10 protein-coding genes, 1 pseudogene and 1 riboswitch are annotated in these 11,593 nt (G+C 75.5%); of the genes and pseudogenes, 1 reads left to right on the forward strand and 10 read right to left on the reverse strand.

Going from position 1 to position 11,593, the window contains the following annotated elements:
* Positions 1 to 1,908, forward strand: a pseudogene (locus F8274_RS26685) (hypothetical protein); the annotation flags it as partial.
* 42 nt (positions 1,909 to 1,950) lie between these two features.
* Here F8274_RS26685 and thiC read toward each other — a convergent pair.
* The 10 genes from thiC to F8274_RS26735 form a co-directional block, all read right to left on the reverse strand.
* A complete protein-coding gene (gene thiC, locus F8274_RS26690) occupies positions 1,951 to 3,543 on the reverse strand; it encodes a phosphomethylpyrimidine synthase ThiC (RefSeq protein WP_151465118.1) in 1,593 nt (530 codons plus the stop codon).
* A 17-nt stretch (positions 3,544 to 3,560) separates the two neighbouring features.
* Positions 3,561 to 4,349: a bifunctional hydroxymethylpyrimidine kinase/phosphomethylpyrimidine kinase gene (thiD, locus tag F8274_RS26695; RefSeq protein ID WP_151465119.1), complete on the reverse strand. Its 789-nt coding sequence runs from the start codon at positions 4,347 to 4,349 to the stop codon at positions 3,561 to 3,563.
* The gene (locus tag F8274_RS26700; protein ID WP_151465120.1) at positions 4,346 to 4,987 is read right to left on the reverse strand and encodes a thiamine phosphate synthase; all 642 of its coding nucleotides are present in this window, start codon (positions 4,985 to 4,987) and stop codon (positions 4,346 to 4,348) included. Before F8274_RS26700 ends, thiD begins: the two co-directional genes overlap by 4 nt.
* A 74-nt stretch (positions 4,988 to 5,061) precedes the next feature.
* Positions 5,062 to 5,841 carry a thiazole synthase gene (locus tag F8274_RS26705; RefSeq protein WP_151465121.1) on the reverse strand — a complete coding sequence of 260 codons (780 nt, stop codon included), beginning with the start codon at positions 5,839 to 5,841 and terminating at the stop codon, positions 5,062 to 5,064.
* Positions 5,838 to 6,038 carry a sulfur carrier protein ThiS gene (gene thiS, locus F8274_RS26710; protein WP_151465122.1) on the reverse strand — a complete coding sequence of 67 codons (201 nt, stop codon included), beginning with the start codon at positions 6,036 to 6,038 and terminating at the stop codon, positions 5,838 to 5,840. The genes F8274_RS26705 and thiS overlap by 4 nt, the downstream gene beginning before the upstream one ends.
* Positions 6,029 to 7,117 (reverse strand): glycine oxidase ThiO, encoded by a 1,089-nt coding sequence (gene thiO / locus F8274_RS26715; protein WP_151465123.1) that lies wholly within the window; start codon positions 7,115 to 7,117, stop codon positions 6,029 to 6,031. Before thiO ends, thiS begins: the two co-directional genes overlap by 10 nt.
* The gene (locus F8274_RS26720; RefSeq protein WP_151465124.1) at positions 7,111 to 7,737 is read right to left on the reverse strand and encodes a thiamine phosphate synthase; all 627 of its coding nucleotides are present in this window, start codon (positions 7,735 to 7,737) and stop codon (positions 7,111 to 7,113) included. Before F8274_RS26720 ends, thiO begins: the two co-directional genes overlap by 7 nt.
* Positions 7,732 to 7,841, reverse strand: a riboswitch (TPP riboswitch). It overlaps the preceding gene by 6 nt.
* Positions 7,842 to 8,041: 200 nt before the next feature.
* Entirely contained in the window at positions 8,042 to 9,004 is a 963-nt protein-coding gene (locus tag F8274_RS26725) for an aldo/keto reductase (RefSeq protein WP_192580010.1), read from the reverse strand.
* 21 nt (positions 9,005 to 9,025) lie between these two features.
* Entirely contained in the window at positions 9,026 to 10,702 is a 1,677-nt protein-coding gene (locus F8274_RS26730; protein WP_151465125.1) for an ABC-F family ATP-binding cassette domain-containing protein, read from the reverse strand.
* A gap of 41 nt (positions 10,703 to 10,743) precedes the next feature.
* The gene (locus F8274_RS26735; RefSeq protein WP_151465126.1) at positions 10,744 to 11,349 is read right to left on the reverse strand and encodes a class I SAM-dependent methyltransferase; all 606 of its coding nucleotides are present in this window, start codon (positions 11,347 to 11,349) and stop codon (positions 10,744 to 10,746) included.
* Between the last annotated feature and the right edge of the window lie 244 nt (positions 11,350 to 11,593).

Genomic DNA, 11,593 nt, shown 5'->3' on the forward strand with positions numbered 1-11,593 from the left:
CCCCCGGCTTCCGGCCAGTCCCGGTGGGCGGAAGCCGGGGGGCTCACCCCGGCGCCCGTGCCGGCCGGGCTGACCGGCCGGCCCCCCGGTCGCCCGGGCCCCGAGCGTCCGGTGGACCGGGACGCACCGACCCCGGTGCACGGGTCGGGCTTCGCCGGCGAGCGCGAGGCCACCCGGCCGGATCCGGTCCGGCGCCGATTCGACGCGGCACCTTCCTCCGCCGCCGCGGGTGGGGCGACCGACCCGGCCCCGGACGCGCACGATGCGGACCGTCCGGCCCCCGAGCCGGGCTCTACGGCGCGTCCCGGCACGACGGACCGGACCACGGCGCGGCCCGACACGACGGACAGCATCACGGCGCGGCCCGGCCCGACGGACGGGCTCAGGGGGCGGCACCTGGCCCCGGAGCTGGACCCGGACGGCCCGTCCGCGACGGCCGACGTGGCGCCGGGCGTGGCCCACGAGGTGACTCCGCACGGCCAGCGGTTCGACGCGGGGATGCCGACCTTCTCCCCGGAGCAGGGTTCGGACGTCCCGCGTCCGGACCGGCCGTCCGAGGACACCAGCCTCAATCAGCTGCCCGGGTCGCCTCCCCCGGGCCGGCGGACCTCGGCCATCGACGTGCTCGCCGCCGGCCGCCCGACCCCGCCGGCCGACCCGGAGCCGGTCACGTCCGCCCCGGCGACAGCGCACGCCGAGGCCCCGAGGGCGACCGGCCGGACCAAGGCACCGTCCGTCTCGCCGGACCCGGCCACGCGGCCCGCGCCGACCACGGAGCCGGCGGCACCGCACGCCGAGGCCACGAGGGCCACCGGTCGGGCGCCGGCTCCGCCCGTCGCGCCGCGCCCGGCGCCGGACCGGCCGGAAGCGGCGGCCCCGGCGGCTGCGGCGGAACGCGAGGTGGCCGGACCCGGCTCCCCGGAGCCGGCGACCGAGACGGCTCCGACGCGGGCGACGCGATCCCGGCGGGCCCGGGCCGCCTCGACGCCCTCGCCCCGACCGACGGACGACGCCCCGTCGTCGGCTCGGTTGGCGGGCGACCCCACGCAGGCGGGCGTCCCCGGCGCCGAGGCAGCGGCCGAGGCCGGCGAGTCCACCGCGGCCGCACCGGCTCCGGCCGGCCGCGCGAAGCGCACCCGCAAGCCGCGGACGACCCGGGCCGTCCCGGATCAGGCACCCGAGCCGACCACCGCCACATCGGACCGCACCGCCGAGCCGACCGCGACCACAGCGGACACCACGGCCGAGCCCGCCGCCACCGGACCCGACGGCACCTCCGTGCGGGCCCGAAGGAGGCGGGACGACGCCACCGTCCAGCCGGGCGCGAACACGCCGGGCAGCGCATCTCAGCCGGACGGAAGCATCTCGACCACTTCGGAGGCGGCCACCGCTTCGGAGACGGCCACCGCGCGCATCCCGTCGACCGGTGCGGAGCCGGCCGACGAGGCGCGCGCCCCCACCGGCCCGGTCCCGGAGAACACCGACACCACCGACCAGGGCCCCGAGACGACGGCTTCCGTCCGCCGGGCTCCGGAGACCAGCGGTCCCGTCCCGCAGACCACCGGCGCCACCGACGGAACCGCCGAGGCCGCCGAGGCCGCCGGCCCTGTCCTTCCAGCCTGGGACGCTCTGCCGCCGCAGGCGGCCGGCAGCGCGCCCGGTGGCCGGCACGCCGACGTGTCCGGGCCCGAAGCGAGCCCCGAGGCGGCCGGCGGGAAGTCGAAGGCCCGGCGCAGCCTGTTCCGGCGCAACCGGGGTAAGGGCGGCGAGCCGGGCGAGGTCGACCGTGACGGCGAGCCGCTCGCCGCGCAGGACGAGGAGTACGTCGACTGGGTCGCCGGCCTCGCCTCGGACGACAACGCGGACGACGCACGGTCGCTGCGCACCGGCCGGCACCACCGCGACTGAGGCCGCGGGCCGGGCCGACCAGCGGCCCGGCCCCGGCGGCGCTCAGGCGAGCGGCAGGTAGACCCGCGAGCCGCCGGCCACGAACTCCTCGGACTTGTCCTTCATGCCGCGCGCCGCGTAGTCCTTCAGCTCCTGCGTGATCTTCATGGAGCAGAACTTCGGCCCGCACATCGAGCAGAAGTGCGCGGTCTTCGCCGGCTCCGCCGGCAGCGTGGCGTCGTGGTACGACCGGGCGGTCTCCGGGTCCAGCGCGAGGTTGAACTGGTCCTCCCAGCGGAACTCGAAGCGGGCCTTGGAGAGCGCGTCGTCCCAGGCCTGCGCCCCGGGGTGCCCCTTGGCCAGGTCGGCCGCGTGCGCCGCGATCTTGTACGCGATCACGCCCGCCTTCACGTCGTCCCGGTCGGGCAGCCCGAGGTGTTCCTTCGGGGTGACGTAGCAGAGCATGGCGGTGCCGAACATGCCGATCATCGCGGCGCCGATGGCCGAGGTGATGTGGTCGTACGCGGGGGCGATGTCGGTGGTCAGCGGGCCGAGCGTGTAGAACGGGGCCTCGTGGCACCACTCCTGCTGGAGGTCCACGTTTTCCTTGATCTTGTGCATGGGCACGTGGCCGGGGCCCTCGATCATCACCTGCACGTCGTACGCCCAGGCGACCTTCGTCAGCTCGCCCAGGGTGCGCAGCTCGGCGAACTGCGCCTCGTCGTTGGCATCCGCGATCGAGCCGGGCCGCAGCCCGTCGCCGAGGGAGAACGTCACGTCGTAGCGCGCGAGCAGCGCGCACAGCTCCTCGAAGTGGGTGTAGAGGAAGTTCTCCTCGTGGTGCGCCAGGCACCAGGCCGCCATGATGGAGCCGCCGCGGGAGACGATCCCGGTCACCCGGTCCACCGCGAGCGGCACGTACGGCAGCAGCACCCCGGCGTGCACGGTCATGTAGTCGACGCCCTGCTCGGCCTGCTCGACCACCGTCTCGCGGAACACCTCCCAGCTCAGCTTCACCGGGTCGCCGCCGACCTTCTCCAGCGCCTGGTAGATCGGGACGGTGCCGATGGGCACCGGCGAGTTCCGCACGATCGCCTCGCGGGTCTCGTGGATCCGCTTTCCGGTGGACAGGTCCATCACGGTGTCCGCGCCCCACCGGGTGGCCCAGGTGAGCTTCTCCACCTCCTCGGCGACCGAGGAGGTCACGGCCGAGGTGCCGATGTTGGCGTTGACCTTGACCAGGAAAGCCTTGCCGATGATCGCCGGTTCGCACTCCGGGTGGTTGACGTTGAGCGGCAGCACGGCCCGCCCGGCCGCGATCTCGTCCCGGACGAACTCCGGCGCGACCCCCTCCCGGATCGCCACGAACTCCATCTCCGGCGTGACGATCCCGGCCCGGGCGTACGCGAGCTGCGTGGGCCGGCGACCGTCCACGCCGGCCAGCGGGGTGCCGGCGCCGCGCACCGGGGCGACGTCCCCGCGGGCGGCGATCCACGGTCCGCGCAGCGGCGGCAGCCCCACTTCCGGCTCGGATCCGGGGCCGGAGGTGTCGTAGAGCCGGACCGGGGGGTTGTCCCCGGTCAGCGCCACCTCGGCGAACGGCACCCGGATGTCCGGGCGTGACCCCTCGACCCAGACCTTGCGACGTGCGTGCATGACAGCCTCCCTGTCGCTCATGTGGACCAGCCGAAGTGGTCCAGCGGGCCGCGTCCCGCGCCCAGCTCCCAGTGCCGCGCGCCGGTCAGCGCGCGGGTCACGTACTCCTTGGCGGTGGCCACGGCGACCGGCACCGGGTCGCCCGCCGCCAGCCGGACGGCGATCGCCGCCGAGAACGAGCAGCCGGTGCCGTGGTTGTGCCGCGTCGGGACCCGGGGCGCGCGCAGCAGCGTGGTCGAGCCGCCGCCGGCCAGCACGTCCACCGAGTCGCCGGCCGCGTCGACGTCGCCGCCGGTCACCACCACGTGCGCCGGGCCGGCGGCCGCCAGCGCCTCGGCCGCCGCGACCATCTCCTCGACCGTGGTCACCGGGCGTCCGGTGAGGGCGGCGGCCTCCGCGCAGTTCGGCGTCGCCACCTCGGCGTACGGGAGCAGCCGCTCGACGGCCGACACGACGCCGAGCCGGTGCCCGCTGGTGGCGACCAGCACCGGGTCGACGACCAGGTGGGGAAGGCGGTCGGCCTTCGCCGCCTCGGCCACCGCGTCGGCGACCGCGGGCGTGCCGAGCATGCCGGTCTTCACGGCGCGTACGTCGAAGTCGCCGAGCACGCTGTCGAGCTGGTCGCGCACGGTCTGCGGGGGCAGGGGCAGCACGGCGTCCACGCCCCGGGTGTTCTGCGCGGTGACCGCGGTGATCACGCTGGTGCCGTAGGCGCCGAGGGCCGCGAAGACCTTGAGGTCGGCCTGGATGCCGGCGCCGCCGCCGGAGTCTGATCCGGCGATCGTGAGTGTGGTCCTCGGGGTCATCTGACTTCCCTGGTTGCGGTGGGGGCTGGTCGGGCCGCCCCGTGACCGGCCCGACCAGCGAATTCGTGGGCCGCCGTGAGCGCGGCGGCGATCTCGGTGGGGTCGTCGGCGCGCATCAGGGCGCCGAGGACGGCCACCCCGGCGGCGCCGGCCGCGACGCACTCCCGGACCTGGTCCGGGGTTTCGACGCCGCCCAGGGCGAGGATCGGCACGGTGCTGATCGCGATCAGCTCGCGGAGCCCGGCCGGGTGCAGGGGTGGGCCGTAGCCGGGTTTGGTTCTCGTCGGGAAGACCGGCGACAGGGTCGCGTAGTCCTCCGTGGTGAGTCGGGCCAGCTCCGTGGCGTCGTGGCAGGAGCGGCCGACCAGCCCGGCGGCCGGCGGCGGGTACGGGCCGGCGGCGGGCAGGTGGACCGCGTCCCCGCCGAGCGGGTCGGGTCCGGCCACGACCAGGGTGCCACCGGCCTCGGCGAGAATGGCGCGCAGCTCGGCGGCCAGGGCGGCGCGCTCGGCCCGCGACAGGTCCTTCTCCCGCAGCACGACCCAGCGCACTCCCCCGGCCACGGCCGCCTCGACGACTCCGGTCAGCGGTCGCCGGGCCTGCCACCGGTCGGTGAGCAGCACGACGCCGGACGGCACGGCGTCATCCGAGATCGTGGAAGAGTCCGGCCCCCCGAGGGGCCGTTTCCCACCAAGGTCTACAGCGGCGCCCGTCACAGGTCGGGCCTTCCCTCGTCGGGAGTGGAGGCGAGCGCGTGGAAGCGGCGGGCGATCCGGCCCGCCCCGTACGCCAGCCGCCCCGCCTCGACGGCGTGCCGCATGGCGGTGGCCATCGCCACCGGATCGACGGCCCGGGTGACCGCGCTGGCCAGCAGCACGGCGTCGCAGCCCAGCTCCATGGCGAGCGCGGCGTCGGAGGCGGTGCCGATCCCGGCGTCGAGGATCACCGGCACGTCCACGCCCTGCCGGATCAGCCGGATGTGGTGCGGGTTGCTCACCCCCAGCCCGGAGCCGATCGGCGCGCCGGCCGGCATCACGGCCGCGCAGCCCACGTCGGCCAGCCGCCGGGCCAGGATCGGGTCGTCCGAGGTGTACGGCAGCACCGTGAACCCGTCGGCCACCAACTCCTCGGCGGCGCGCAGCAGCTCCACCCCGTCGGGCAGCAGCGTGCGCTCGTCGCCGATCACCTCCAGCTTCACCCAGTCGGTGTCGAACGCCTCCCGGGCCAGCTGCGCCACCTTCACGGCCTCGGACGCCGTGTAGCAGCCGGCCGTGTTCGGCAGCAGCCGTACCCCGCACCGGTCCAGCAGGTCGAGCAGGCCGCCGGCGGCGGCCGGCGCGGTGTCCACCCGGCGCAGCGCCAGGGTGACCAGTTCGGTGCCGGAGGCGCGGATGGCCTCCTCCAGCACGTGCAGGTTGGCCGCACCGCCGGTGCCGAGGATGAGCCGGGAGCCGAAGCCGACCCCGCCGATCTCGAAGGACATCCGGCTCACCCGCCCTGGGCGGCGCTGAGCACCTCGACCCGGTCGCCGTCGCGCAGCACGGTCGCCGGCCAGCCGCCGCGCGGCACCACCTCGCCGTTCACCGCGACCGCGAGGCCGCGCTCCTGGGCGGTGACCGCGCGGACCACGTCGGCGACGGTCGAGCCGCCGGGCAGGTCCCGTCCCGCGCCGTTGACGATCAGTTCCACCTGGGCTCCTTCCCGAACCGGTCCGGGGTGAAGGGGGCGAGCAGCGGATCCGGCTCGCCCGTGACGATCAGCTCGGTGACCAGGTCGGCGGTGACCGGGGTGAGCACGATGCCGTGCCGGTGGTGCCCGGTGGCGACGACCACGCCGGGCCGGCCGGGCAGCGGCCCGATGATCGGCGCGTTGTCCGGCGTGCCGGGGCGCAGTCCGGCGGTCGCCTCCACCAGGTCGTACTCGGCCAGCTCCGGCACCAGGTCGACGGCCGCGCGGAGCAGCCGGAGCACCGCCCCGGCGGTCACCTCGGTGTCGGCGCGCTCCTCGACGGTCGCCCCGACCACGACCTCGCCGCTGTCGCGGGGCACCAGATAGACCGACTCGCCGTCGGCGTACCCCCGGATCACGTGCCGGAAGTCCGGCGCGCCGCGACCGGGTGCGCGGAGCCGGAGCACCTGGCCCTTGACCGGCCGGACCGGCAGCCCGGTCAGCGCGGCCGCGCCGCAGCCGGCCGCGACCACGGTCACCGCGGCGTCCACGTCGGACAGCGCGCCGACCCGGGCCGGGCGCAGCACCGCGCCGGCCCGCCCGGCCGCCGCCCGCAGCGCGGGGACCAGCCGGCGCGGATCGACCTGGTGGTCGCCGGGGGCGACCGCGCCGCCGCGCACCCGCGGGGCCAGCGCCGGCTCGCGGTCGCGCAGCTCCGAGGGGCGCAGCGGCGTGATCGGCAGTCCCAACCCCTGCTGGTACGACCAGAGCCGCCGCGCCTCGGCCAGGTCGTCGGCGGTGAGCCCGACCACCAGGGTGCCGTCGGCCCGGTACCCGACGTCGGCGCCGGACGCCTCGGCCAGGTCGGCGGCGAAGCGGGGCCAGCGGGCGGCGGACTCGGCCAGCAGGGCGGTCAGCTCGTGCTCGCCGAAGTACGCCTCGGCGACCGGGGAGAGCATCCCCGCGGCGACGTGCGAGGCCCCGGAGCCGGGAGCGGGATCGTGGACGGTCACGCGCAGCCCTCGGGACGCGCACCGCCACGCGATCGCCAGCCCGACCGGTCCCGCCCCCACGATGGCGACGTCCGGTCGGGTCAGCACGTCAGGGCCGCAATCAGCTCAGCGGTCGTGCGGCCGGCATCGGGGCTGGCCGACAGCGCGCCGACCACCGCCACCCCGTACGCGCCCGCCGCCCGCAGCGCCGGCACCGTCGCGGCGGTCACCCCGCCGATCGCGATCACCGGCACGTCCACGGCGCCGGCCACCGCGCGCAGCCCGGCCGGGCCGATCGGGTCGGGCAGGCCGGACTTGGTGGTGGTGGCGTGGCAGGGGCCCACGCCCAGGTAGCTGGCCCCGGCGGCGACCGCCGCGGTGGCGCCGCCCGGCTCCCGCGCGGTCGCGCCGAGCACGGCGCCTTCGCCGAGCACCCGCCGGGCGGCCGCCACCGGCAGGTCCTCCGCGCCGACGTGGCCACCGGCGGCGCCCACCGCCAGCGCCACGTGCAGCCGGTCGTTGACCAGGCACGTCGCCGCGTACGGCCGGCACAGCCCCACCACCCGGCTGGCCAGCTCGTACGCCTCCCGGTCGGTGGCGTCGTCCTCGACCCGAACCTGGATGACCAGCTCGTCGCGGGCCACCGGCAGGGCGGCGCGCAGCACGGCGAGGGGGTCCCGCCCCGGCCGGGTGTCGGTGATCAGATGCAGTCGTCCCAGGGACGGCACGGCAACTCTCCTCCCTGCGCCGGCATTACCCGGATCAGGTTCGACGGTCGGGGGCTTCCAGCCCCCCTCTCAGCCCGGTGGCACCGGGCTCCCGTGGGTCACTTGCGGGCCTACCGTACGACGTGCGCGCGGATCCGCCAAGGGGCGGGTGGGGAATTTCCCACCGACCGTCCGAGGTGGAGCACAGGGACAGCGGGTGATCTCCCGATCACGTCATGCTGTCGGGTTGGACCCGCTTGGGAGGCGGGTGGACAGCACACTGCCCCGGCACCGGAAGGGGTGCCGGGGCAGCGGACGGGAGCGGTCAGAGGATGGCGTCGAGGGTGTCGAGATCCTCGTCGGTGGGCTGCCAGGTGCCCGCTTCGGCGTTGGCGCGTACCTGCTCGGGCGTGGTGGCGCCGGCGATCACCGAGGTCACCGCGGGCCGGGCGGCGAGTCCGCCGATGGCCACCTGGAGCATGCTGATTCCGCGCTCGACCGCGTACGCCTCGATGGCCTCGATGGTGTCCCAGTCGGCGGCGGCGAAACGCTCGGCGTACCGGCCGCCGCCGGAGAGCCGGCTGCCGGCGGGCGGGGCCTCGTCCCGCTTGTACTTGCCGGTGAGCAGGCCGTTGGCCAGCGGGAAGAACGGCAGCATGCCGAGGCCGAACCGCTCGCACGCCGGGATCACCTCGGCCTCGACGGACCGTTCCACCAGCGAGTAGTGGTTCTGCGCGGAGATGAAGCGCGTTCGGCCCTGGGAGGAGGCGGTCCAGTCGGCGTCGGCGATCTGCCAGCCGGCGAAGTTCGAGTTGCCGACGTAGCGCACCTTGCCGGCGGTGACCAGGTCGTCCAGCGCGGCGAGGGTCTCGTCGATCGGGGTGCCGGGGTCGGGCTCGTGCATCTGGTAGAGGTCGATGTGGTCGGTGTCGAGGCGGCGCAGGGACGCCTCGACCGCCCGGGCGATGTAGCGGCGGGCGCCCCGGGCGCCGTGGTCCGGCCCGTTCAGACCGTGCATGTCCATGCCGAACTTGGTGGCGACCACCACGTCGTCCCGGCGGCCCTTGAGCGCCTGCCCGAGCAGTTCCTCGGAGCTGCCCTGCGGCTCACCGTAGATGTCGGCGGTGTCGAAGAAGTTGATCCCGGCGTCGAGCGCGGCGTCCACGACTGCACGGGTGCCGTCGAGGTCGAGCTTGCGGCCGAAGTTGTTGCAGCCGATGCCGACGACGGACACCACGAGTCCGGAGTCGCCGAGCCGGCGGTAGGTCATCTCAGTCACGAGATCCACCCTATGCCGCCGGGCTCGGCCTCACCCGACGTCCCAGACCGGCTCCGGGGTCTCCACGACCTCGCCGTCGCTGCGGAACAGCACGAACCGGTCGAAGGAGCGGGTGAACCACCGGTCGTGGGTGACCGCGACGACCGTCCCGGCGAACGCGTCCAGCCCCGCTTCGAGGGCCTCGGCGGAGGCCAGGTCGAGGTTGTCGGTCGGCTCGTCGAGCAGCAGCAGGGTGGCCCCGGACAGCTCCAGCAGCAGCACGAGGAAGCGCGCCTGCTGGCCGCCGGAGAGGGTGCCGAACCGCTGGTCGCCCTGCCCGGCCAGCTCGTACCGGGACAGCGCCGCCATGGCGGCGTGCCGGTCCATGCCGGCCCGGTGCTCGTCGCCCCGCCACAGGATGTCGACAAGCGTCTTCTCCATGAGCTCGGGCCGGTCGTGGGTCTGCGAGAAGTGGCCGGGCCGGACCCGCGCGCCGAGGCGTACGACCCCGCCGTGCGCGACGGGCGCCAGCTTCGCCCCGTCGACCGGGATGTTGGCCGGGTCGGGGTCGGTGCCGCCGCGGGCGAGCAGGCGCAGGAAGTGTGACTTCCCGGTCCCGTTCGCGCCGAGCACGGCGACCCGGTCGCCGTACCAGAGTTCCAGGTCGAAGGGGTAGGTGAGGCCGTCCAGTTCGAGCTGCTCGGCGATCACCGCGCGCTTCCCGGTCCGCCCGCCGGTGAGGCGCATCCGGATGTCCTGCTCCTTCGGGGGTACGGGCGGCGGCCCGGCCTCCTCGAACTTGCGCAGCCGGGTCTGCGCGGCCTGGTAGCGGGAGGCCATCCCGTCGTTGTACGCGGCCTTCTGCTTGTACATGAGCATCAGCTCGCGCAGCTTCTGGTGTTCCTCGTCCCAGCGGCGGCGCAGCTCGTCGAGTCGGGCGTGCCGGGCCACCCGCGCCTCGTGCCAGCTCGCGAAGCCGCCCGGGTGCACCCAGGCGCTGCCGCCCTCGACGGCGACCACCCGGTCGGCGGTCTGGGCGAGCAGTTCCCGGTCGTGCGAGACGTAGAGCACGGATTTGCCGGACTCGCGCAACCGGGCCTCCAGCCAGCGCTTGCCGGGCACGTCGAGGAAGTTGTCCGGCTCGTCGAGGAGGAGCACCTCGTCCGGGCCGCGGAGCAGCAGTTCCAGTGCGTACCGCTTCTGCTGGCCGCCGGACAGGGTCCGCACCGGGCGCTCCCGGGCAGCGTCCCACGGCAGGTCGAGGACGATGGTGGCGACGGTGTCGAAGAGCACCTCGGCGTCGTACCCGCCGGTCTCGCCCCAGGCGGCCAGCGCGTCCGCGTACGCGAGCTGGGCCTTGCCGGCGGCGCTGCTGTACTTGCCGCGGACCTCGGCCGCCCGCATGGCCGCCTCGGTGTCGGCGAGGCGCCGGCCGGCGTCGCGCAGCGCGGGCGGGGCGAGCGACAGCGCCAGGTCGGCGAGGGTCGACTCGTCACCGATCATGCCGATGAACTGGCGCATCACGCCGAGCCCGCCGGCGCGGGCGACGACGCCGGTCTTCACGGGCAGGTCGCCGGCGACCATGCGCAGCAGGGTGGTCTTGCCGGCGCCGTTGGGGCCGACGAGCGCCACCTTGGCACCCTCACCGACCCGGAACGACACCTCGGCGAAGAGTTCCCGGCCGTCGGGGAGGATGTGCCCGACTCCTGCCACGTCCACGTATCCCACGCGGGCATCCTGCCCGAGGGGCGGGCGCGAGCGACACCGGATTACCGGGTGACCCGGAGCACCCGGTAGCCCTTCTGGCTGGCGTGCCGCTCGACGTGCCAGCCCTGCTCGACCAGCCAGCGGTGCAGCGAGTCGCCGCCGAGGTGCCGGGCGACGACCAGCCAGGCCACTCCGGCCGGGGCGAGCCGGGGCAGCCAGCGCCGCAGCAGTTCGTGCAGCTCCGCCTTGCCGATGTGGATGGGCGGGTTGGACCAGATCTCGGCGAAGGTGAGGTCGGCGGGTACGTCGTCCGGCGCGGCGACCTGGACCCGGTCGGCGGCGCCGACGCTGGCGGCGTTGGCGGCGGTGAGGTCGCGGGCCCGCTGGTTGACGTCGACCGCCCAGACCGTGGCGGCCGGCGCGCTGCTGGCCAGCACGCAGGTGATCGGCCCGAAGCCGCAGCCGATGTCGAGGAACGGGCCGGTGGCGTCGCGCGCCGGCAGGTCGGCCTTGCGCAGCAGCACCGCGGTGCCGGGGTCCAGCCGGGCGGCGGAGAAGACGCCGGCGGCCGAGGCGAGGGTGTAGTCGCGCCCGGCGACGGAGAACTCGACCTCGCGCGGCTGGGCGGGGGTCGCGGGTTCAGCGGTGAAGTAGTGGTCGCCGGTCACGTCGGGAATTGTCGCACCGCCCGGGAGCGGCACCCGCGACGGTGCGGCGGGCAGGGCGGGACGCCACTCCGCCAGATTTTGCCGATATTACCCACGAAAGGGACAATGGCCCCTACTGTAGCCAACATGGTGTATCGGTACGAGTCCGATGAGGACGCCTTCCTGGAGTACCCACGGCCCGGGTCGGACCCGTCCGTGCCCGGGGACGCGGCGGCTCCGCCGGCGGGTCCCTCGCCGTCCCGCT

It is taken from the genome of Micromonospora sp. AMSO31t (genome assembly GCF_008868175.1).
Lineage (GTDB): Bacteria > Actinomycetota > Actinomycetes > Mycobacteriales > Micromonosporaceae > Micromonospora.

What these genes read in the sequence shown, in the direction of transcription:
- thiC (WP_151465118.1), bottom strand. Translation starts at nt 3,543, where the DNA reads ATGCACGCACGTCGCAAGGTCTGGGTCGAGGGGTCACGCCCGGACATC.
- thiD (WP_151465119.1), bottom strand. Translation starts at nt 4,349, where the DNA reads ATGACCCCGAGGACCACACTCACGATCGCCGGATCAGACTCCGGCGGC.